The 20,521-nt window shown below is 40.4% G+C and carries 29 protein-coding genes and 1 tRNA gene; 5 read left to right on the top strand and 25 right to left on the bottom strand.

Annotated features, from left to right (window positions below; all coding sequences use genetic code 11):
• The 18 genes from ACWJAF_RS05700 to rpsJ form a co-directional block, all read right to left on the bottom strand.
• Positions 1-245, bottom strand: a 245-nt coding sequence (locus ACWJAF_RS05700; RefSeq protein ID WP_448862779.1) for a 50S ribosomal protein L18, incomplete at its 3' end; no start/stop codon positions are given.
• A 17-nt stretch (positions 246-262) separates the two neighbouring features.
• Positions 263-805: a 50S ribosomal protein L6 gene (gene rplF, locus ACWJAF_RS05705; protein ID WP_028088453.1), complete on the bottom strand. Its 543-nt coding sequence runs from the start codon at positions 803-805 to the stop codon at positions 263-265.
• A gap of 127 nt (positions 806-932) precedes the next feature.
• Entirely contained in the window at positions 933-1,334 is a 402-nt protein-coding gene (rpsH, locus tag ACWJAF_RS05710) for a 30S ribosomal protein S8 (protein WP_055283723.1), read from the bottom strand.
• A 12-nt stretch (positions 1,335-1,346) separates the two neighbouring features.
• Entirely contained in the window at positions 1,347-1,532 is a 186-nt protein-coding gene (locus ACWJAF_RS05715) for a type Z 30S ribosomal protein S14 (RefSeq protein WP_006427396.1), read from the bottom strand.
• 11 nt (positions 1,533-1,543) lie between these two features.
• Complete coding sequence (gene rplE / locus ACWJAF_RS05720) at positions 1,544-2,083, bottom strand: 50S ribosomal protein L5 (protein ID WP_028088455.1); 540 nt, start codon at positions 2,081-2,083, stop codon at positions 1,544-1,546.
• Between the two features lie 23 nt (positions 2,084-2,106).
• Positions 2,107-2,418 carry a 50S ribosomal protein L24 gene (rplX, locus tag ACWJAF_RS05725; RefSeq protein WP_296030817.1) on the bottom strand — a complete coding sequence of 104 codons (312 nt, stop codon included), beginning with the start codon at positions 2,416-2,418 and terminating at the stop codon, positions 2,107-2,109.
• Positions 2,419-2,433: 15 nt separating this feature from the next.
• Positions 2,434-2,802 (bottom strand): 50S ribosomal protein L14, encoded by a 369-nt coding sequence (gene rplN / locus ACWJAF_RS05730; RefSeq protein WP_006427393.1) that lies wholly within the window; start codon positions 2,800-2,802, stop codon positions 2,434-2,436.
• Positions 2,803-2,821: 19 nt separating this feature from the next.
• Entirely contained in the window at positions 2,822-3,076 is a 255-nt protein-coding gene (gene rpsQ / locus ACWJAF_RS05735; RefSeq protein ID WP_022416483.1) for a 30S ribosomal protein S17, read from the bottom strand.
• A gap of 37 nt (positions 3,077-3,113) precedes the next feature.
• A complete protein-coding gene (gene rpmC, locus ACWJAF_RS05740; RefSeq protein ID WP_028088456.1) occupies positions 3,114-3,317 on the bottom strand; it encodes a 50S ribosomal protein L29 in 204 nt (67 codons plus the stop codon).
• The gene (gene rplP / locus ACWJAF_RS05745) at positions 3,307-3,744 is read right to left on the bottom strand and encodes a 50S ribosomal protein L16 (RefSeq protein ID WP_006427390.1); all 438 of its coding nucleotides are present in this window, start codon (positions 3,742-3,744) and stop codon (positions 3,307-3,309) included. The genes rpmC and rplP overlap by 11 nt, the downstream gene beginning before the upstream one ends.
• A gap of 2 nt (positions 3,745-3,746) precedes the next feature.
• Entirely contained in the window at positions 3,747-4,400 is a 654-nt protein-coding gene (gene rpsC / locus ACWJAF_RS05750; RefSeq protein ID WP_006427389.1) for a 30S ribosomal protein S3, read from the bottom strand.
• 11 nt (positions 4,401-4,411) lie between these two features.
• Entirely contained in the window at positions 4,412-4,798 is a 387-nt protein-coding gene (rplV, locus tag ACWJAF_RS05755) for a 50S ribosomal protein L22 (protein ID WP_004607294.1), read from the bottom strand.
• Positions 4,799-4,824: 26 nt separating this feature from the next.
• Positions 4,825-5,106 carry a 30S ribosomal protein S19 gene (gene rpsS / locus ACWJAF_RS05760; RefSeq protein WP_006427388.1) on the bottom strand — a complete coding sequence of 94 codons (282 nt, stop codon included), beginning with the start codon at positions 5,104-5,106 and terminating at the stop codon, positions 4,825-4,827.
• Positions 5,107-5,129: 23 nt separating this feature from the next.
• Positions 5,130-5,972 (bottom strand): 50S ribosomal protein L2, encoded by an 843-nt coding sequence (rplB, locus tag ACWJAF_RS05765; protein ID WP_028088458.1) that lies wholly within the window; start codon positions 5,970-5,972, stop codon positions 5,130-5,132.
• A gap of 57 nt (positions 5,973-6,029) precedes the next feature.
• Positions 6,030-6,335: a 50S ribosomal protein L23 gene (gene rplW, locus ACWJAF_RS05770; RefSeq protein WP_006427386.1), complete on the bottom strand. Its 306-nt coding sequence runs from the start codon at positions 6,333-6,335 to the stop codon at positions 6,030-6,032.
• A complete protein-coding gene (gene rplD / locus ACWJAF_RS05775; RefSeq protein WP_006427384.1) occupies positions 6,335-6,955 on the bottom strand; it encodes a 50S ribosomal protein L4 in 621 nt (206 codons plus the stop codon). The genes rplW and rplD overlap by 1 nt, the downstream gene beginning before the upstream one ends.
• Positions 6,956-6,984: 29 nt before the next feature.
• A complete protein-coding gene (gene rplC, locus ACWJAF_RS05780) occupies positions 6,985-7,665 on the bottom strand; it encodes a 50S ribosomal protein L3 (protein WP_006427382.1) in 681 nt (226 codons plus the stop codon).
• 74 nt (positions 7,666-7,739) lie between these two features.
• Complete coding sequence (gene rpsJ / locus ACWJAF_RS05785; protein ID WP_006427379.1) at positions 7,740-8,051, bottom strand: 30S ribosomal protein S10; 312 nt, start codon at positions 8,049-8,051, stop codon at positions 7,740-7,742.
• Between the two features lie 695 nt (positions 8,052-8,746).
• On the opposite strand from rpsJ, the gene ACWJAF_RS05790 reads away from it, so the two are divergent.
• From ACWJAF_RS05790 to ACWJAF_RS05800, 3 genes are all read left to right on the top strand, one after another.
• Positions 8,747-9,619: a LysR family transcriptional regulator gene (locus ACWJAF_RS05790; protein WP_296030796.1), complete on the top strand. Its 873-nt coding sequence runs from the start codon at positions 8,747-8,749 to the stop codon at positions 9,617-9,619.
• 822 nt (positions 9,620-10,441) lie between these two features.
• Positions 10,442-11,332 (top strand): permease, encoded by an 891-nt coding sequence (locus tag ACWJAF_RS05795; protein ID WP_448862786.1) that lies wholly within the window; start codon positions 10,442-10,444, stop codon positions 11,330-11,332.
• A 66-nt stretch (positions 11,333-11,398) separates the two neighbouring features.
• Positions 11,399-12,025 (top strand): YcxB family protein, encoded by a 627-nt coding sequence (locus ACWJAF_RS05800; RefSeq protein WP_448862788.1) that lies wholly within the window; start codon positions 11,399-11,401, stop codon positions 12,023-12,025.
• A 103-nt stretch (positions 12,026-12,128) separates the two neighbouring features.
• Here the strand turns inward: ACWJAF_RS05800 and ACWJAF_RS05805 are convergent, their stop codons facing one another.
• From ACWJAF_RS05805 to ACWJAF_RS05835, 7 genes are all read right to left on the bottom strand, one after another.
• Positions 12,129-12,611 (bottom strand): glycine/sarcosine/betaine reductase component B subunit, encoded by a 483-nt coding sequence (locus tag ACWJAF_RS05805; RefSeq protein ID WP_055194576.1) that lies wholly within the window; start codon positions 12,609-12,611, stop codon positions 12,129-12,131.
• Between the two features lie 20 nt (positions 12,612-12,631).
• Entirely contained in the window at positions 12,632-13,399 is a 768-nt protein-coding gene (gene prdD / locus ACWJAF_RS05810) for a proline reductase cluster protein PrdD (RefSeq protein WP_448862892.1), read from the bottom strand.
• Positions 13,400-13,562: 163 nt separating this feature from the next.
• Positions 13,563-14,288 carry a D-proline reductase (dithiol) protein PrdB gene (gene prdB, locus ACWJAF_RS05815; RefSeq protein ID WP_296030760.1) on the bottom strand — a complete coding sequence of 242 codons (726 nt, stop codon included), beginning with the start codon at positions 14,286-14,288 and terminating at the stop codon, positions 13,563-13,565.
• Between the two features lie 2 nt (positions 14,289-14,290).
• Positions 14,291-14,590: a CBO2463/CBO2479 domain-containing protein gene (locus tag ACWJAF_RS05820; RefSeq protein ID WP_296030758.1), complete on the bottom strand. Its 300-nt coding sequence runs from the start codon at positions 14,588-14,590 to the stop codon at positions 14,291-14,293.
• Positions 14,591-14,607: 17 nt separating this feature from the next.
• Positions 14,608-16,467, bottom strand: coding sequence for a D-proline reductase (dithiol) proprotein PrdA (gene prdA, locus ACWJAF_RS05825; protein ID WP_448862790.1), 1,860 nt, complete (start codon positions 16,465-16,467; stop codon positions 14,608-14,610).
• Positions 16,468-16,670: 203 nt separating this feature from the next.
• Positions 16,671-18,086, bottom strand: coding sequence for a proline reductase-associated electron transfer protein PrdC (gene prdC, locus ACWJAF_RS05830; RefSeq protein WP_448862792.1), 1,416 nt, complete (start codon positions 18,084-18,086; stop codon positions 16,671-16,673).
• Positions 18,087-18,230: 144 nt separating this feature from the next.
• Positions 18,231-18,328: transfer RNA gene (locus ACWJAF_RS05835), tRNA-Sec, on the bottom strand.
• Between the two features lie 293 nt (positions 18,329-18,621).
• On the opposite strand from ACWJAF_RS05835, the gene ACWJAF_RS05840 reads away from it, so the two are divergent.
• Positions 18,622-19,656, top strand: coding sequence for a proline racemase family protein (locus tag ACWJAF_RS05840; RefSeq protein ID WP_296030753.1), 1,035 nt, complete (start codon positions 18,622-18,624; stop codon positions 19,654-19,656).
• Between the two features lie 165 nt (positions 19,657-19,821).
• A complete protein-coding gene (locus ACWJAF_RS05845; protein ID WP_448862794.1) occupies positions 19,822-20,409 on the top strand; it encodes a TetR/AcrR family transcriptional regulator in 588 nt (195 codons plus the stop codon).
• Positions 20,410-20,521 lie beyond the last annotated feature (112 nt).

Raw genomic sequence — 20,521 nt, forward strand, 5'->3', positions numbered from 1 at the left:
ACTTTTCCTAAATATGCTGCTGCATCAACGTTGTTAGTTTTCTCCAGGTTTGCTTTCACATCTTTCTGAAGAGTGGAAGCGGAAACCAGTGTATTTCCAACTGTATCGTCAATAATTTGAGCATACATATGATTATTACTTCTGAATACCGCTAAACGTGGGCACTCAGCTGTACCAGATAAACGGTTACGTAATTTTCTGTGCTTGTTTACGCGAACTTCACTTCTTGATTTTTTGCTAACCATTTTCACACTCTCCTTACTTATTTTTTACCAGTCTTACCAACTTTACGTCTGATAACTTCATCAGCATACTTAATACCTTTACCTTTGTAAGGCTCCGGTCTTCTCTTGTCTCTGATCTCAGCCGCAAACTGACCAACTTTTTCTTTACTGAGTCCTTTAACGATGATCTTGTTCTGACCTTCAACTACTGTCTCAATGCCTTCAGGATCTTCCATCTCGACTGGATGAGAATAACCAAGGTTCAGTGTTAATTTGTTACCTGATTTTGCTGCTCTGTATCCAACACCGTTAACTTCCAGAACCTTCTGGTATCCTTCTGTTACACCAATAACCATGTTATTGATCAGTGTTCTTGTAAGACCATGTAAAGATTTCATTTTCTTTAAGTCATTTGGTCTTGTTACAACGATTTCTTCGCCTTCCTGTTTGATTTCCATCTCTGTTGGAAGTGCTTTTTCAAGTGTTCCCTTTGGACCTTTAACAGTCACTACATTGTTCTCAGCGATCTCAACAGTTACGCCTGCCGGGATAGCGATTGGATGTCTTCCGATACGTGACATACCTTATTCCTCCTTAACTTAGATTCTCGGAAAAGCTCTTATGGCTTTTCTGTTTTCAGTTTCATTTATTGCAATCAGTTCAGGCTGTGCCATAAGGCACACCTTCACTAAGTTGCTTGCGGGTTTCTTACCAAATATAGCAGAGAACTTCTCCACCGATACCAAGCTTTCTTGCAGCTTTGTCAGTGATTACACCCTGGTTTGTGGAAATGATTGCTGTTCCAAGTCCACCAAATACCTTAGGTACATTCTCGCTTGAAGCGTATACACGAAGACCTGGTTTAGAAATTCTCTTAAGGCCTGTGATAACTTTCTCGTTCTTATCAGCACCGTATTTCAGTGTGATGTGAATTGTTTTGAATACTCCGTCTTCAACAACATCGTATTTCTCGATATATCCTTCATCTAACAAGATATTAGCGATAGCAAGCTTCATCTTGGATGCCGGAACATCTACAGTATCATGTTTAGCAGTATTTGCATTACGGATTCTTGTAAGCATATCTGCGATTGGATCACTCATTGTCATTGTTCTTTCCTCCTACCAACTTGCTTTCTTAACACCTGGAATCTGTCCCTTGTATGCTAACTCACGGAAGCAAACACGGCAGATACCATATTTTCTCAAATATGCATGTGGACGTCCACAGATTCTGCAACGATTGTATTCTCTTGTGGAGAACTTCTGCTTGCGCTGCTGTTTCACTTTCATTGCTGTCTTAGCCATAATTTACCTCCTTATTTTGTAAATGGCATATTGAACTGAGTAAGCAGTTCGCGTGCCTCTTCATCTGTATTAGCAGTAGTAACGAAGATGATATCCATACCTCTTACCTTATCTACCTTATCGTATTCGATCTCAGGGAAGATCAGCTGCTCTTTAATTCCGAGAGCATAGTTACCTCTTCCGTCGAATGCGTTAGGATTTACACCTCTAAAGTCACGTACACGAGGGAGTGCAAGGTTAACCAGACGGTCAACGAACTCATACATCTTTTCTCCTCTTAATGTAACTTTACATCCGATTGGCATACCCTCTCTGATTTTAAAGTTAGCAACGGACTTTTTAGCTTTACAAACTACAGCCTTCTGACCTGTGATTTTCTCCATGTCAGCGATTGCAGCATCTAAAAGTTTTGCGTTATCTTTTGCTTCACCAACACCCATGTTGATAACAACTTTATCGAGTTTTGGTACTTCCATAATATTTTTATAACCGAACTTTTTGATCATTGCATCAACGATCTCGTTCTGGTACTGTTCTTTCAGTCTACTCAAAGCTTTGGACCTCCTTCCTCAAATTAATCAATGATATCGCCAGTTTTTTTAGCGTAACGTACTTTTTTGTCTCCATCCATCTTGAAACCAACTCTTGTAGCTTCTCCCTTATGGATATACATTACATTAGAGATATCGATTGGTCCTTCCTGACGAACGATTCCACCTTCCTGGTTCTGTACACTTGGTTTTGTGTGCTTTGTCAGCATGTTAACGCCTTCAACTGTAACCTTTCCGTCCTTCTGGTTAACAGCGATAACTTTGCCTTCTTTGTCTTTATCTTTACCAGCGATAACTTTAACTGTATCACCTTTTTTGATCTTTAATGTTGACATCTTATGCGCACCTCCTTAAAGTACTTCCGGAGCCAGAGAAACAATTCTCATGAACTGTTTATCACGGAGCTCTCTTGCTACTGGCCCGAAGATACGGGTTCCTCTTGGTGTCTTATCATCTTTTATAATTACAGCAGCATTTTCATCGAAACGGATATAAGATCCATCTTTACGACGTGTACTATTTACAGTACGAACAACTACAGCTTTAACTACGTCACCTTTTTTAACAACGCCGCCTGGTGTTGCATCTTTAACAGTCGCAACGATTACATCACCGATACTTGCATATCTTCTTGTTGAACCGCCAAGTACACGGATACACAGTAACTCTTTCGCACCTGTGTTGTCTGCTACTTTAAGTCTGCTTTCTTGCTGTATCATGCAGGTTTCCCTCCTTATACTATTTCACTTTTTCCATAACTTCAACAAGTCTCCATCTCTTGTCTTTTGACAGAGGTCTTGTTTCCATAACTTTTACTTTGTCGCCAATGTTGCACTCATTGTTTTCATCATGTGCTTTTAATTTATATGTCTTCTTTACAATCTTCTTGTAAAGTGGATGTTTTACATGATCTTCGATTGCTACAACGATAGTTTTGTCCATCTTGTTGCTGACAACCTTACCAACTCTGGTTTTTCTAAGATTTCTTTCCACAGTCTGTAACTCCTTTCATTTTGTGAGTTTTCAGTTTCTACTGAGCTGCCTTTTCAGTGATTACTGTCTGAATTCTGGCAATATTTCTTCTTACTTCTTTAATTCTGCTTGTATTGTCCAACTGGTTTGTTGCGTTCTGGAATCTTAAATTGAAAAGTTCCTTTTTAGCAGCTACTAATTCTTCGTTCAGCTCTGCAGCTGACTTTGCTTTTAAATCTTCAACAAATGCATTAATTTTCACTGTTATCACCGCCTTCTAAGTCTGCGCGAGAAACTACTTTACATTTACATGGCAGCTTGTGAGTTGCAAGACGAAGAGCCTCTTTAGCAACTTCTTCCGGTACACCAGCGATCTCGAAAAGAACGCGTCCCGGTTTAACAACAGCTACCCAGTACTCTAAGGTTCCTTTACCAGAACCCATACGTGTTTCAGCTGGTTTCGTAGTTACAGGTTTATCTGGGAATATCTTAATCCAAACTTTACCACCACGCTTAATGTAACGTGTCATAGCGATACGGGCAGCTTCGATCTGGTTAGAACGGATCCAGCAAGGTTCCGTTGCAACGATACCATATTCACCATTTGTAATCTGGTTACCGCGAAGAGCTTTACCCTTCATGGTACCACGGAATTGTTTACGACGTTTTACTCTTTTTGGCATTAACATGATTATCTATCTCCTTCCTTAACTGTTTTCTCCGGAAGAACTTCGCCTTTGTAGATCCAAACCTTAACACCAACTTTTCCGTAAGTTGTGTTTGCTTCAGCGAATCCGTAGTCAATGTCTGCTCTCAGTGTCTGAAGAGGAATTGTTCCCTCGCTGTAGAACTCTGTACGAGCCATATCAGCTCCGCCAAGACGTCCTGATACAGAAGTCTTAACACCAAGTGCTCCAGATTTCATAGTTCTTGACATGCAAGATTTCATAGCACGTCTGAAAGAAATACGGTTCTCGAGCTGTAATGCGATGTTCTCAGCTACTAACTGAGCATCTTTATCCGGTCTCTTGATTTCTTTGATGTCAACGATTAACTTTTTATCTGTAAACTGTGCTAATTCACCTTTTACTTTCTCGATCTCTGCTCCACCTTTACCGATTACAACACCAGGTTTTGCTGTGTAAACGATAATCTTAACGCGGTCAGATGCTCTCTCGATTTCAATTTTAGAAATACCAGCACTGTATAATCTCTTCTTAAGATATGTTCTGATTTCATGGTCTTCAACTAAGCAGTCTGCGAAATCTTTCTCTGCATACCATCTTGAGTCCCAGTCTTTGATAACTCCGACTCTCAAACCATGAGGATTAACTTTCTGTCCCATGTTTGCCCTCCTTATCTTTCATCAAGCACGAGTGTAATGTGGCTCATTCTCTTTTCGATTCTGTAAGCTCTACCCTGTGCTCTAGGTCTGATTCTCTTCATTGTTGGTCCTTTGTTTGCATAAGCCTCTGCAATGTACAGATTCTCAGCATTCATGCCGTTATTGTTTTCAGCATTTGCAATTGCAGACTCTAATAATTTCTTTATTAAACTAGAAGCATATCTTGGATTGTATGTCAAAATACCAAGTGCTGTTGTTACATCCTTACCTCTGATGGCATCTAATACGAAGCATGCTTTCTGAACAGAAACTCTTGCGTAAGATAACTTAGCAGAAGGTCTTGTATCTTTGTTAGCATTTCTTTCTCTTTTAATTTGGGATCTATGTCCTTTAGCCATGGATGAACCCTCCTTTCACAATCTAATTATCTAACTTTGGATTTCTTTTCGTCTTTTCCGTGTCCTCTGTAAGTTCTGGTTGCTACGAACTCTCCGAGTTTGTGTCCAACCATATCTTCAGTAACATATACAGGTACGTGCTTTCTTCCGTCATGAACAGCAATTGTGTGTCCGATCATGCTTGGGAAGATTGTAGAACGACGGGACCATGTCTTGATTACAGACTTGTCTCCAGCCTCGTTCATAGCATCAACCTTTTTAAGCAGGCTTGCGTCTGCGAATGGTCCTTTTTTAATAGAACGTGCCATAGGTTCTAACCTCCTTATGAAAACTATTTAATTGCTTTACCATCTCTTCTTCTTACGATCATCTTGTTAGAAGCTTTATTTTTCTTTCTTGTCTTAAGACCAAGTGCTGGTTTACCCCAAGGTGTACACGGACCCGGACGACCGATTCCTGTCTTACCTTCACCACCACCGTGTGGATGGTCATTCGGGTTCATAACAGAACCACGAACTGTAGGTCTGATTCCCATATGACGTTTACGTCCTGCTTTACCAATGTTGATCAGGTTGTGATCACCATTTCCTACAACTCCGATAGAAGCTCTGCACTCAAGTGGTACCATTCTCATTTCTCCTGATGGAAGTCTGAGTGTAGCATATTTTCCTTCTTTAGCCATTAACTGAGCACTGTTACCAGCGGAACGAACCATCTGTCCACCTTTTCCAGGATGAAGCTCAATGTTGTGAACCTGAGTACCAACCGGGATCTGTGCTAATGGAAGGCAGTTACCGATCTTAACTTCGGCTTCTGGTCCATTCATGATTGTCATTCCATCTGTAAGTCCTTCTGGAGCGATGATATATGCTTTTTCACCATCTTCATAGCAGATCAGAGCAATATTAGCTGTTCTGTTTGGATCATATTCGATGCCAAGTACAGTTGCGTGGATATTGTCTTTTCTTCTCTTGAAGTCGATAATTCTATATTTTTTCTTAGCTCCGCCTCCGCGGTGTCTAACTGTGATTTTTCCTTGATTATTACGTCCAGCCTGTCTGCTCTTTGGAGCTAACAGAGATTTTTCTGGTGTTGTCTTTGTGATTTCAGAGAAATCAGAACCAGTCATCTGTCTTCTGGAAGGCGTATATGGGCGGTATGTTTTAATTCCCATGATAAATCTCCTTTCAATTGTTTATTGTCACGGTTTCTGTCCGTATGCTTTGCAATCTTATAATCCCTGGAAGATCTCGATATCAGCGCTATCCTCTGTAAGTTTTACGATTGCTTTCTTAGTTTTAGCTGTTTTTCCGAAGTTGTAAGTTCCACGAACTCTTTTCTTCTTTCCATCGTTGTTCATTGTGTTTACTTTTTCAACTTTTGTTCCGGTAAACATTTTTTCAACAGCTTCTTTAATCTGAGATTTTGTTGCTTCTGGGTGTACTAAGAAAGTGTATTTCTTTTCTCCCATAAGTTCCATACTCTTTTCTGTTACTACAGGTTTAAGGATTACATCATAATACTGAACGTTTGCCATTATGCGTACACCTCCTCGATTTTAGCAACAACAGCTTTTGTTGTGATAACTGTGTTGTATTTTAAGATATCGTACACATTGATTGTATTAGTCTTTGCAGTCTTAACATCAGCGATGTTTCTTGCAGAAAGCTCTGCGTTTTTGTTATCATCCTCTAATACTACTAATGCTTTAGATACATCTAAATTCTTAAGAATGTTTGCAAAGTTCTTTGTCTTTGCTTCTTCAAAGTTGATTTCATCGATTACGATGAATTTGTTTTCTTCTACTCTTGATGTGAGTGCAGATTTAAGAGCTGCTCTCTTCTCTCTCTTATTCATTTTGAAAGAATAATCTCTCGGAACTGGTGCGAATACAACTCCGCCGCCTGTCCACTGTGGAGCTCTTGTAGATCCCTGTCTTGCATGACCGGTTCCTTTCTGTCTCCATGGTTTTCTTCCACCACCAGAAACTTCAGAACGTGTTTTTGCTTTCTGTGTTCCCTGACGGTTATTTGCAAGCTGGCTTACAACTGCCATGTGTACAAGATGTTCATTAACTTCAACACCGAATACAGCATCGCTTAAGTCGATCTTACCAACTTCTTTACCTTCGATATTATAAACAGATACGTTAGCCATCTTAAGTGTCCTCCTTCCTTCGCCAAATCTTAGTTAGCTTTTACTGCTTCTTTGATAGTTACTAAAGATTTCTTAGGTCCCGGTACTGAACCTTTAACCAGAAGTAAGTTGTTCTCAGCGTCAACACGTACAACTACGAGGTTCTGAACTGTAATCTTCTTACTTCCCATATGTCCTGGCATGTGTTTTCCTTTGAATACCTTACTTGGATCTGAACAAGCACCGTTTGAACCAGCATGGCGATGATACTTAGAACCATGAGCCATAGGTCCTCTTGACTGATTGTGACGTTTGATTGCGCCCTGGAATCCTTTTCCTTTAGAGATTGCAGTTGCATCAATCTTATCTCCAGCAGCGAAGATATCAGCCTTGATTTCCTGGCCTAACTCATATTCGCTAGCATTTTCAAACTTAAATTCTCTTACATATCTCTTACCTGTAACACCGGCTTTAGCAAAGTGTCCCTGCTCTGCCTTTGTTACACCGTGACGGTGAACGATTTCTTTCTTTCCACCTTTGTCTTTGTTGATGATCTTGTCTTTCTTGTCAACGAATCCAACCTGAACAGCTTCATATCCATCGTTCTCAACAGTTTTGATCTGTGTTACAGCACAAGGTCCTGCCTGAAGAACTGTTACCGGAGTAAGTGTTCCGTCTTCGTTGAAGATCTGAGTCATTCCGACTTTTGTTGCTAAAATAGCTTTCTTCATTTTATTTTACCTCCTGTGATTTACAGCGGAACGCCGCCTGGACGCTCATCCTAAATTATAGGAATTACTGTTTCTTATTTCATTTTGATATCAATAGCTACACCAGCTGGCATCTCTAATCTAGATAATGCATCTACAGTTTTCTGTGTTGGTGCAATGATATCGATCAGTCTCTTATGAGTTCTCTGCTCGAACTGCTCTCTGGAATCTTTATATTTGTGAACAGCTCTTAAAATTGTAACTACTTCCTTCTTAGTTGGAAGTGGTACAGGTCCACTCACCTTAGATCCGTTTTTCTTTACAGTTTCGATGATTTTCTTTGCGGATGCATCTACTAACTGATGATCATACGCTTTCAATGTGATTCTCATTACTTGACTTGCCATAAAAAAAGTCGCCTCCTTTTCGTACTTATAATCGAGTACGACAAGCGGTGACTGTACACTCTCCCGTGTGTGTCGTGAGCAACTCACACGTTGTTACCACATCGCAGTGGCCGTTATAGTAGTTTCGTACAGTGACTTGTCGCCAGTTTCCTAACTTGACATTCGCTCCACGGAAAACCTGCCAATCTCTGGCAGCAACCTCTCGCTTCAACGCTATCATGTCACAGCTGTTTTAGTATATCCGATACAAGCATATTTTGCAAGTGTTTATTTCATTATTTTTTGTTTTTTTTCTAGTACAATTTATCTTCGTGTTTTTTGTTTTTTCTGTACTCTTTTATATAAGGAAGAAACCCATTTCTTTCTCTTCGTTTCCAACCAATATTGTTCCATTCTTTCCTGTTTTCCAGGCACATTCCCGAGTCTGTCCAAAAAACTCCTGCAATATATGTCACAAATTGATTGTAGCAAAAATAACATCAAAAAGATATTTTACACACTTGTAATTCTGATATATTTTCGCTACTATTATTTTGTAAGTAAAACTAATTCTAATATCAGTATTACTATTTCTAATTTTATCGATACATTCAAACATTAACGTAAGGTATCTTTCCTCACCCAATGACTGTATCTGCATTATTTTTTCGTAATACTGATCGCACTATTCACATTTATACAACGGAGAAATATATATGGATATCAAAAGTTGGAAAATCATGCTTGCCGTAGATGATTATGGCAGTTTCACACGTGTAGGCGCAGAGCTTGGCTACACGCAATCAGGAATCACACAGACGATGAAAAATCTGGAAAAAAAGGTCGGATTTCCTCTTTATATTAAGGATCATCACGGAATCAAGCTCACAAACGAAGCCAAATCACTTATTCCGGCAATCCGCGCCCTGCTGAATGCTGACGAAGTTATCCATCAGGAAATCGCCGCACTCAACGGTGCGCAAAAGGGCACCATACGCATTGGCACCTATCTCAGCTGTTCTATTCACTGGATTCCTAAGATTATCCGTGAATTCCAGCAAACACACCCCGATATTATCATACAGGTTATCGAAGGCGTGGAAGGCGAACTGGCCGACTGGATCCAGGAACGTCGTGTTGATATCGGCTTTATCAGCCTTCAAAAGAATCATAGCTACCAGTTTCTTCCTGTCATGGATGACCCGATGTATGTTGTTGTTCCCGAAAATGATCCCCTCGCCAAAGAAGAGTTCATTCCCATCGAGGCGCTCGAGGGTGCTCCTTTCATAATCACAGAATACACACCAGGAAGTGACGTTCACAGAGTTTTGAAAAAATACAAAATCCATCCGGACATACGCTACGTTACAAGGAACGAATTTTCATCTCTTTCCATGGTCGAACACGAATTAGGTTATTCCCTCCTTCCAGGACTCCTTCTTCGTGGACAACAGGGAAAATTTGTAAAACGACCGTTAAAGCCTGCCATAACCAGACAACTCGGCCTTGCTTATTCTTCCCTCGAAAACCTGTCACCGGCTTCGAAAACATTTCTGGAATACGCAAAAGATTTTCTATTGGACGATTAAGCTTACAAAAGGCGCTGCTTTTTTATAGAAGCAACGCCTTTATTACGTAAAATCTAATATTTTTCTTTATTTTATATTGCAGTTTTTGTATTTTTACAATATTCCCTCTCCTGTCATCATAAAAATTGCACGAAACAACTATTTTCTTTGATCATTTTTATTGTAGTAATTTCCAATTTTTTTCTTCCTTATTGACATCATCGGATTAACGTGATATATTAATAACAACTTAAAGATAGTTAGACACAAACAACCAACGGCGGTTCCTTGACAGAGTAATTATATTCGGGAGCTGCTATTTTAAAATCGACATCTTCAGGAATCTATTTTTAAGTTAGTTTATCCGTACGGAACTGTCACCGGCAGTTTCTGTCGGTAACCATTATTATGGTTGTAATTGCAGTTATACCCGGGCCGGTCGTTTCCCCCAAGAATGACCTTGCGAGGGTGAACTCCAATTGATATATACATCCTCTGAAAAAGAGGAGCATTCCCCAGCTTTGTATATAAACAAAACTGCAATGCAACGAGGAAAAACCTCTCAATGACATACCAATAAGAAAGAGCACGACATGTTCAGATGTCGTGCTTTTTCTTATTGTTTCTATCTATAAATTCCTTTGTTTGATTGACTTTTAACGATATAGTTGATAAAATATTAATACAAAGCAACGCGTGAATTTATAGAAATTATTTACAAATCGGGGTGTAAAGGATTTCTTTTTCAATCGTGCAGAACTTTATCAATTATAGTATTTGCACACAACATTCACTTGTATCGCTTGTCTACAATTTAATATGAAAATCTGGAGGGATGAATTTATGTTATTAGCAATCCAAATTTTATTAGGTGTTTTGTTTGCTGGAACAGGTATCGGTCTCGTTGTCGACTTAGGCAAGAACCGTATGGACGAACTCAAAAGTACTACAGGTAAACAGTGGGCTTCCGCCTTTACTGTCGGTATTGTAGCCAACTTCCTTGACACTTTAGGATGTGGTTCTTATGCACCATCAACATTCATGTATAAACTTTTCAATCAGATTGATGACATCAATATTCCAGGTACACTGAATATCGGTGACACATTCCCAGTTATTTTCGAGGCTTTCATTTTTACAACTTCTGTAGAATGTGATCCTCTTTTCCTTTGGGTAATGTACATCTGTGCAGCTGTTGGTTCATTCGGATTTGCATCTATCGTAACAAAATGGCCACGTAACAAGATCAGAATCGCTCTTGGATGCGCAATGCTTCCACTCGCAGCCGTTATGTTATGCAAAAACCTTGGTGTTGGACCGTTTGGTCTGGTTGGTACAGCCGTAGGATTAACAGGATGGAAATTAATTGTCGCTGCAGCTCTTAATATTTTATGGGGAGCTTTAATGGATATTGGTTTTGGTCTGTACGCTCCATGTATGGCTACTTGTCTTCTTCTTGGTGTTGACGCAGCCACATGTTTCCCAGTATTCATGGGATCTTGCGCATGTCTTATGCCTGCATGCTCTATCGAATTTATCAAATCACACAGATATGACGTTTCACATACTATCGGAAACGCAATCGGTGGATGTATCGGTGTATTCATTGCATGGAAACTGGTTACAGGACTTCCAATGTTCTGGCTCATCAACTTAATCTGCATCGTACTTGTTTGGACTTCTTACACATTACTTAGTGCTGCAAAGAAAGAAAAAAAAGCTAGCGCTGCATAATTATAAAATTATATAAAACAAGCAGTCAATTAATGGCAGTCTATCCAGACTGCCATTTTTATACCAATGTATGCAAGAGAATCTGCCACCGGCAGCCTCTCTGTATTAAACCAATATTACAACAAAAACAGATTCTATTATGGAGATTATTCTATGTTCATCAATGAATATGTAATGACACGCAAACGTTATGACAAATGGGCTGCCCCTAAGTTCTGGAGAGTTCCTATTTTCTATATCTATTGTGTTATTTTTGTAGCCGGTACTTTCGGCTGGATTTATTTTCACCATGTAGGCGCTTCTCTCCGGTGGCAATCCGTCGGCGCAACGCTTTCATTTATTTCCATTTATCGTGGAGTATTTTTCAAGTGGATGCATGCCGACAAAACATTCCGGGTAACACGGTCTCAGTACTTCAACGACAAAGACTGGACTTGTAAAGTAATGATCCGCGAAAAAGATATTGCACTCTACATCAACAACAAAATCAATAATCATGTCAATTGGGAGGATCTTACAAAATTTGAAGAAGCCAAAAGTTATTATAAATTAACTTCTAAAGATCAAATCGAAGGGGTCATGATCGACAAAGATTCTTTTATCAAGGGAGATGCCATCAGTTTTAAGCAATGGATGTTAGAACAACACCCAGAAATCACTTATTCCCCTATCGACCCAGCTTTTGATAAATAAGAAAGAGAAGATTTTCATTCTTCATTATTGAATATGAAAGTCTTCTCTTTCCTTATCCTAGATTCTTATGTAAACCGGCAAAATCTTCGAACAGACTTGTCTTTTAACGTCCTTCCTGCTCATCTTTATGACGCATCTTAAGTTTCAGAAGCGCCTTTGCTTTCAGACAGTCCACTCTTACCATATTATTTTCTCCGACAACGTCAGTTTCTGTGCCATCCACACTCTTATTGATATCTACAATTCCGTCCAGATAATCATTTTCTACAACAAATTTGGCAACTGTACCGCTGAAATTAAGACCCGTTACCGGGATTCCTCTGATTCCAAGCTGTTCACATGTATTCGTGTAATCTACATCACTATTTCCCCATCCATCTGATGATATGATCACTCCGTCTGCACGCATACACTCTGCCATTGCTGCTGCTCTCGTTCCCACGAGCATTTTATCCTTATTATCATCCGGCGTTCCGACTATGATAAGTCCAAGAAGGTCCAGATCTGTATCTTCTGCCACTACTTCCAGAAGTGGATCTCTGAAATGATGTAATGATGTTTCTTTTGTTGATGGTCCAATTCCCATAACTTCTGCACCTCCTATAGTTACTGCATTGAGCGGATCATGCCGTCTCTGTACTCATTCGGAGTAATCATAACCGGCATATTGCCCATATCGATAATCGAACGTCCGCCTTCAACCCCTGATGGTTCATCCGGGAACATCCATGTATCATACATAGCTCCCTGTCCTGCAACCTGACGGATAATTACAACCTTTTTCTTTCCAGGTCTTACTTTGTCATGATATTCATGACGTTCTGTGCACTTATCGCCTTTGAACTTCTTCAGCTTTTCTCTATAAGTCTGAATAAATTCATCGCAAAGTTTGTGTGCTGTAAATGGTCCATGTCTTTCCTGCCCCATTCCAACAGCAAATGTAACATCAAAAGAAATAATATAGTCATCATCTCCTGGTGTTCCTGCACGGTTCAAGTACAGCTGTTCCTTCAGATTACCTTCTGACGAACCAAATTCGTGACACTGCTTTCCGTTAACATCAACGCCTGTCAGCATTACATATACACCGGTTATGGTATGAGTAATTCCTTCTCCCAATTTACCAAGTACTTTTGTCGAGATTGGAATGATATCCATAATCGTGTTCGTCCATCTGTCATGGTCTCCCGGTTTTATAATCTGAATATCAATCTTCTCAATACAATCATCCTGTGCAACAAGCTGATCGATCATCTCTTTACTGACCGTCATATGGCCATCCGTTGTGATATTATTGTGCTCACCCCATTCCACATCTGTCATATGAAATGCTTTAATCACAAGGCGTCTTAAATCTATCTCTTTATCAGCCATCATGTCACCTCCTAAAAATTTACGGACATAATGTCCTATCCATATCTCTAGTATACAATATACTGCAAGAAATTCCAATATACTGTCTGATTCTTTTTTCAAAAAGGGCAGATGCAAGATACATCTGCCCTTCTTAAGATCAATTAAATTTTTTCAAATCGAATTAGATCTTAGCAACATACTCGAATGGCAACGGAACAATCTTTCCTGGAGTTTCGATTTTCTCTAACTGCTCCAGAGTTGCCTTTACGATCTGTGTCTGCTGTTCTACGTTGTGAGGACCACCCGCATTAGCACCCATAGGTACCAACGGAGCTACCGCACGAGGAGTACCAGTCTGACGAACAACTGGTGGAAGAGCTGCAATAATAATTGTAGGAATTCCAGCTTCTTCAATCGCTCTCTGCACCAATACTGCAGAGCGGTGGCAGGTACCTCAGCCAGCGGTGAGGATTACTGCGTCAACATCCTCATTTTTGAACATTTCAGCGATAGCAGGACCAGTTTCATGTTTGAATTTCTCCTGGTTTCCACCACCACCCATGAATCCAGCATGTACTGGAGCACAAGCTCTGATAAATCCTTCTGCTGCTAATTCATGAATTCTGTCAATTGGGAACATACAGTTGATGTCTTTGTTAACATCACTGTTATCATATCCACCGTGTGATACCATCAGATCACTAGATGGTGTAGTATTTTCGATCTTTCTCCATGTGAAGTCACCAGCAAGGTTGAATCTCTCCTGGCTCTTCTTGTGAACACCTGCTGCTGTTGCAAGAGCGACAGACATATCTTTCAGCTCTTTTGTTACAGGAGTCCATACTGACGGTGGAGTAATAGGAACGAATATTTCAGACTGTAAGCCTTTAACAACCGTTAAACTCATTTTTAATCCTCCTTATTAGCATCCAAACGTGCTTGCATTTCTTGTTGTTTGCGACGTTCTTTTTCAATATTGCTGACGTATTTCTCATTTATCTCCGGTCCGAGCTGTTCCGGGAAACTCATGTTCCAGCCAACTTCCTGACCAACTTTCGGTTCTGTATCGCAGATGAACATTCTCTTTGGAGCTTTAAAGAACCCCAGACGCCCTTTTAAGTCAATGCTGATACTACAGTCATCAACATCTACGATCACACCTTCCATATAAATGATCTTATCGCCATAGTGTAAACGTTCATTATCCATTATGATAACACCTGATCTTAGTCGTATTTTTCTTTACGTTTCTGGCTCATTGGCAGAGACTGCTCGTTATCTACGAGTTCGATCTTCTTACCGCAAGCTGCTTCGATCAGCTCAACGTTAGTAGCTTTAACGTTTGGATTCCACTTCTTCTCAGCGGCTTTTACTTCTTCACCAGCCATAGCTGCTTTCAGCATAGCGAGGGCACGGATACCTTCTTCCTGGCAAAGTGTATTACATCCAAGTACTTCGTTTTCGATACCAGACTCTGATTTGTTATTGTCAACCATGTACTGCATGTACTTGTTACCAACAACGAGTGCACCCTGAACAGCACAGAATGAAAGTCCAACTACCGGGATTCCTCTCATACCGATCTGCTCGATGTGGCTTGCAAAGTCAATGTGGTTATTTCCGAATCCTTCTGTTGTAACGAAAGCTCCGTCAACGTCCATCATCTCTACAGTATGTCCAACACGACGAGATACATAGTACTTCTCAGCATTGATCTGAGGTGATCCTACGAATACAACTCCGCAAAGGTCAACTTCTTCATCATGTAAAGCTTCAAGTACAAGTGGCTCTCTCCAGTAATGTCTTGACATCTCTTTTGATGCAGGTCCGATACATGTTAATGCATGGATACATCCATCAAGCACTTCCAGTGGAGATACGCATACAGGTACGTTTCCTAAGTCTACGTTAGCTCTTGCGCCAAGGATACCAACTGGTTCTACAGGAAGGATGAAGTTATCATGCATAGCTCCCTGTCCCATGATCTCTTTAACGATTACGACTTTTTTCTTTCCTGGACGACGAACAGATTTCAGTACCTGCTCCTCAGCGATGAAGCTATCATCCAGTTCTTTCATCACTTCACGGATTTCCTGAGTAATGATATCAAATGCTGTATGTGCAGCCATAGGTCCACGACGTTCCATGTTTGTCTTTTCCTGAACTACGATGTTACCTTTGATAAAGATTTCTCCCTTATCCGGGCATCCAGGACGTCCCCACATGATGTTCTCGTCAAGATATCCTTCTGAAGAACCGAATTCACCGATCTGAACTCCGCCTTCATCTGTTCCTGTCAGCATCATAACAACGCCGTCAAGTACTCTTGTTGCACCTTCACCAAGGATTGCATCGCCTTCTTTTGTAGCGATTGGCTGAACATCCATGATTGTCTCTGAGTATGTGTGATATTTGTCAGGAGTGATGATTTCAAGATGGAAATCTTTAACCAGTTCCTGATCAGCAATTACATCTGCTTCAATTCCCTCACGGATGTAAAGAGTTGTTCCTTCGATCTTTGTCTCTGGTCCTCTCTTAACCTCTGTGATCTTAATGTGTCTTCTTGTTAATGTTCCTACTACTTTTTCTTCTTCAACAGGTGCTTCTGCTGTTGCTGTAGCTGCTACTGCTGCTGCAGGTACTTCTGCTACTGCTTCTCCTGTTGCTCCGAGAGCACCGATAGGAAGTTCAAGATTGATATCCTTTCCTTCTCCGATGTGGATCTTAAGTGTTCCACCTGCAGTTGCGATCGTGCTTGTTGCCGGTGCAACTGGTGCTGCTGGTGCAGCCGGTGCTTCTTCTTCCTCTGCCTTTTCTTCTACTGGAGTTGTAGGTGCTTTCACACCATCCAGAACATCATTTGTTAATGGGCAAAGAGAATCACAAGTTTTTGTAAGTTTTGCACCCAGTACTTCTTCAATAGTAAGGCATCCGTCCAGGTTTAATAATCCTGAATCTACCAGATCATCAAAGATTGCCGGGTCTTCGAGATTAGCCGGCTCAATTGTGATACCAGCTTCTGCTCTACAGCACAGTACTGCAGGATCATGAGCATGTGCTTTTGCTGTTTCAGCTGTGATTGACATATTGTTTCCCTCCTTGTTTTTGTTACGATACATATTCTTCATAGAATATCGTAGTTAAAAAATATATATACAGTCACGTTCAATACTCAGAAGAACCTCCCCGGGTTTCTTCTGACAGGCAAAAGAATCGGGGGTCTCCTACCTCATTGTACGCAACAGTAATACCGATAATATTGATAATATTGTTTTGCTTCAGATACTAATTAAAAATCAATATCCTGGCTTACTTCTTTTGAAACCTTCAGGCTTCTGTACAGTGGATGTCCAACTGTTCTCATTACATGGTCTGTCTGGTGGAATACCTTCAGTCCCATCTTTGGTCCAGATGCCATTACAGTATTTGAACAGTCTGAGCAGTTGCCGATCAGAATGTATTCACATTTGTCTTTCTTGAACTGCATGTTGTTCTTAACCTGTCCTGGACAGTTACCAGGTCTTAAGCACTTAAGTGGTGCTCCCGGTTTATTTTCAATTGCCTGTTTGCACTTGCACATAGACACTACTTTGGCATTCATCTTAGAAGCGATTTCTCTCATACGTTCTTCGCTTCCTCCACATGCGCATACAAGGATTCCCATTGTAGCTCCGTGAAGATCCGGGAATTCGATTGTAACAAGAACTGCTCCTGTTGTCTTGGTTGTCGGTGCATCTAATGTAGTAGACTTTCCTGTGAAAGCTCCACCCATGATGATCTCACCATATTTTCCATCGATTCCGCCAGCTTTTTCAATCATTTCCCCAACGCTTACACCAACTGGTACGTCGAAGAATACGTGTGCTTCATTTCCACCATTTAATTTACCACGGACTGTCATATTCTTGCTGATGCAAGGTTTCTTTTCATCAACCGCTTCTGCAATCTTACAGACAGTTTCTACGTTGATAACAACAGATCTTGCTGCTGATGGAAGCTGTGTAGTTGTAAGTAATACCCCAAGACACTCTCTTACTACTGCACGTTCCTCTCCCATTGGATAGATATCAGCCATCAGATGCATCTTGATGTCTGGTTCATTCTCCAGGGCTTTCTGCAATACTTTGATTGCTTTGTGATGTTTTTTCTTAATCGCAATGATTGCTTTCTTTGCATGAGTGATTTCCATACTATATTTAATACCACGGATTAACTTGTCACTCTGCTCTTCAATCTGCTTTGTGTTGTGTTCCAGTCCCGGTTCGCATTCAGCTGCGTTTACAAGGATGTATCCACAATCCAGTTTGAAATCTTTTGGAAGCTCTGGGTTGATCTCAGGATCAAGCTCACCCATCGGAGTTTCTTCTAAGTTAATGTTAAGTTTTACTCCTGTCGGGAATCCAGCTCCTCCCATTCCTACGATTCCGGCTGCTTTCACCAGATCAAGTTTTGATGATTCATCTGTGATACCTTCTACTGATTCGGTAACAGGAATGAATTCATCCGGCTGTTCAGCGGCCGGCTCGATGATGATGCGGTCTTCTGTAATCTCTGTTACTTTTCCATACACGCTTGAAAAAATGTTAGCTCCCAGGCCTGTTGGTGTAGCGATGAGAGTACCTTTTTTCACCTCAGCACCAACTTCTACACATGGTGCGCAAGGAGCGCCAACATGCTGGCGTAATAACATCTGTACATTTCCCATGACACACTTCTCCTTTTTAAATTTTATTTTATCTAAGTCAAAACGAAACTATGCAAGTCCGTTTACTTATTCACAAATTATTTAATATAGATTTTTTCTATAAATTGTTTTTCGCCATTTTTTTAACAGAATCAATCTATTTTTTGGCGGAGGCATGTGGGAATCGAACCCACCCAGGACGCTCTTAACGCCCTACACTAGTTTTGAAGACTAGGAGGCACACCAGTTACCCAACTACCCCCAGGTGCCTATTAACCATATCACATTCGTCCAGGTTTTTCAACACTTTTATTTATTTTTATAATAGCAAAAAATCATTGACTTTTCAAGGTATTTCATCCATAATGAAATCAACAGATTGAACGGAATACTAGAATGCAGTCTATTTGTTAATTTTGTGTCGTAATATCTGTTAATTTTATATTTATATTTTCTACCCATAGAAAAAGGCACTATGAAAATATAGAGATTTTCAATGTGTTTTTATAAAAACTTATAGATAGATTCTATAAGAAATCATAAGGAGGTAAGGATTATGAAGTTAGAAGCAAAAGTTAACTTCGACCGGTTTGAAGAAGCGCTTCAGGTTGTTGACGCCCATACAGCCGGTGAATTTTGCCGTATGGTCATCGGAGGATTCCCTGAACCAGAAGGTAACACCATGATCGAGAAGAAAAAATGGATGGAGGAAAAATACGACCATGTTCGTACAGCATTAATGCTGGAGCCTAGAGGACATCACGATATGTTCGGTGCTTTCCTTTGTGAACCAATCCACGAAGAAGCAGATCTTGGGGTAATCTTCATGGATACAGGCGGATACCTGAACATGTGCGGACACTGTACAATCGGAGCTGTTACAGTAGCACTCGAGGCTGGTCTGGTTGAATGCCACGAAGGAGAGAACCATGTAGTACTGGATGCTCCTGCAGGAATCATCAGCACAACAGCTAATGTAGAGAACGGAAAAGTAACAGGTGTTACACTTACAAACGTTCCTGCATTTGTTTACAAAGACAACTTAACTGTAAATGTAGATGGTGTAGATATTCCTTATACAATCTCATTCGGCGGAAGTTTCTTCGCACTGGTTGATACTACAAAACTGGATATCGGAGAGATCAACGCTAAAACAGTTCCTACTTATACAGAACTGGGAATGAAGATGCGTGATAAGATCAACGCTGAGGTTAAGATCCAGCACCCAACTCTGGACATCACAGAAGTTGACCTGGTTGAGTTCTACGGACCAACACCAAATCCGGATCAGGCTACAATGAGAAACGTCGTTGTATTCGGAGATGCTCAGGCTGACCGTTCACCTTGCGGAACAGGAACAAGCGCAAAACTTGCTACTCTTCATGCATGGGGCGAACTCGGAATCGGCGAAGAATTTATTTATGAAAGTTTCATGGGAACACGCTTCAAAGGTGTGATCAAAGAAGAAACTAAGATCGGTGATTACGATGCTGTAATCCCAATGATCACAGGAAGTGCATATCTTACAGGTGTTGCTACTTACTTAATTGATTCTACAGATCCATTAAAATATGGTTTCCTTGTAGGCTAATGCATATTCGGGGTTGAATTAGATTGCATTATATAATAAGATAAAAGAAGCGGATTCTCGTAGTCCGCTTCTTTTTTGTTAATATACATTTATGGAAATGACTGATTGTAAATTTTACAGCTCATTGCTTTATATATTTACACTCTGAAGAAAGGAATGCCCCCTATGCCAAGAAAACGCAGATCAACCAAAAGCCGTATTGTTAAGGCTGCATGGAATCTTTTTTATAAGAACGGCTATGACCAGACTACCGTAGAAGATATCATCAATGCTTCAAAAACATCAAAAGGAACTTTTTACCATTACTTCAAAGGGAAAGAAGGGCTTCTTAATTCCCTGTCATATCTTTTTGACCAGAAATACGAAGATCTAGCCGCAGTGATAGATCCGAATCTTTCATGTTATGATAAATTATTATTTTTGAATCATGAACTTTTTTATATGATCGAGACCAGTGTAGATATCAAACTTCTCGCATATTTATATTCTTCTCAGTTGACCACAAAAGATAAGAAATCTTTTTCCGATAAGAAGAGAATCTATTTCAAATGGCTGACCGAGATTATGGAAGACGGGCTGGAATCTGGTGAATTCAAGAACACCAGCACCGCCGAAGAACTGATGGACCTTTACGCAATATATGAACGTGCCCTCCTCTATGACTGGGCTTTGTTCAAAGGTAAATTTTCTCTGACTGAGCGAAGTGACCGTCTCCTTCCTCATGTATTAGATACATTTGTTGAAGGTGTTTAAAAGCACGATACAAAAAGAACACTGGCTATCCAGCTTCCATTGCTGTCCTGCCAGTGTTCTTTTTGTATCCAGAATCTCCGCCTGGCAGTTTTCCTGCCGGTATTTATCCTCC

The sequence above is a fragment of the Dorea sp. genome, from assembly GCF_977044405.1.

Coding starts and splice junctions, on each gene's coding strand:
- rplN (WP_006427393.1), bottom strand. CDS start 2,802: ATGATACAGCAAGAAAGCAGACTTAAAGTAGCAGACAACACAGGTGCG.
- rplB (WP_028088458.1), bottom strand. CDS start 5,972: ATGGGAATTAAAACATACCGCCCATATACGCCTTCCAGAAGACAGATG.
- ACWJAF_RS05845 (WP_448862794.1), top strand. CDS start 19,822: ATGCCAAGAAAACGCAGATCAACCAAAAGCCGTATTGTTAAGGCTGCA.
- prdD (WP_448862892.1), bottom strand. CDS start 13,399: ATGGCTGATAAAGAGATAGATTTAAGACGCCTTGTGATTAAAGCATTT.
- rplC (WP_006427382.1), bottom strand. CDS start 7,665: ATGAAGAAAGCTATTTTAGCAACAAAAGTCGGAATGACTCAGATCTTC.
- prdC (WP_448862792.1), bottom strand. CDS start 18,086: ATGGGAAATGTACAGATGTTATTACGCCAGCATGTTGGCGCTCCTTGC.
- ACWJAF_RS05820 (WP_296030758.1), bottom strand. CDS start 14,590: ATGGATAATGAACGTTTACACTATGGCGATAAGATCATTTATATGGAA.
- ACWJAF_RS05790 (WP_296030796.1), top strand. CDS start 8,747: ATGGATATCAAAAGTTGGAAAATCATGCTTGCCGTAGATGATTATGGC.
- ACWJAF_RS05800 (WP_448862788.1), top strand. CDS start 11,399: ATGTATGCAAGAGAATCTGCCACCGGCAGCCTCTCTGTATTAAACCAA.
- rpsH (WP_055283723.1), bottom strand. CDS start 1,334: ATGACAATGAGTGATCCAATCGCAGATATGCTTACAAGAATCCGTAAT.
- rplW (WP_006427386.1), bottom strand. CDS start 6,335: ATGGCAAACGTTCAGTATTATGATGTAATCCTTAAACCTGTAGTAACA.
- rplF (WP_028088453.1), bottom strand. CDS start 805: ATGTCACGTATCGGAAGACATCCAATCGCTATCCCGGCAGGCGTAACT.
- rpsJ (WP_006427379.1), bottom strand. CDS start 8,051: ATGGCAAGTCAAGTAATGAGAATCACATTGAAAGCGTATGATCATCAG.
- ACWJAF_RS05805 (WP_055194576.1), bottom strand. CDS start 12,611: ATGGGAATTGGACCATCAACAAAAGAAACATCATTACATCATTTCAGA.
- rplX (WP_296030817.1), bottom strand. CDS start 2,418: ATGTCAACATTAAAGATCAAAAAAGGTGATACAGTTAAAGTTATCGCT.
- rplV (WP_004607294.1), bottom strand. CDS start 4,798: ATGGCTAAAGGACATAGATCCCAAATTAAAAGAGAAAGAAATGCTAAC.
- ACWJAF_RS05795 (WP_448862786.1), top strand. CDS start 10,442: ATGTTATTAGCAATCCAAATTTTATTAGGTGTTTTGTTTGCTGGAACA.
- ACWJAF_RS05840 (WP_296030753.1), top strand. CDS start 18,622: ATGAAGTTAGAAGCAAAAGTTAACTTCGACCGGTTTGAAGAAGCGCTT.
- rpsC (WP_006427389.1), bottom strand. CDS start 4,400: ATGGGACAGAAAGTTAATCCTCATGGTTTGAGAGTCGGAGTTATCAAA.
- ACWJAF_RS05715 (WP_006427396.1), bottom strand. CDS start 1,532: ATGGCTAAGACAGCAATGAAAGTGAAACAGCAGCGCAAGCAGAAGTTC.
- rplP (WP_006427390.1), bottom strand. CDS start 3,744: ATGTTAATGCCAAAAAGAGTAAAACGTCGTAAACAATTCCGTGGTACC.
- rpsS (WP_006427388.1), bottom strand. CDS start 5,106: ATGGCACGTTCTATTAAAAAAGGACCATTCGCAGACGCAAGCCTGCTT.
- rplD (WP_006427384.1), bottom strand. CDS start 6,955: ATGGCTAACGTATCTGTTTATAATATCGAAGGTAAAGAAGTTGGTAAG.
- prdA (WP_448862790.1), bottom strand. CDS start 16,467: ATGTCAATCACAGCTGAAACAGCAAAAGCACATGCTCATGATCCTGCA.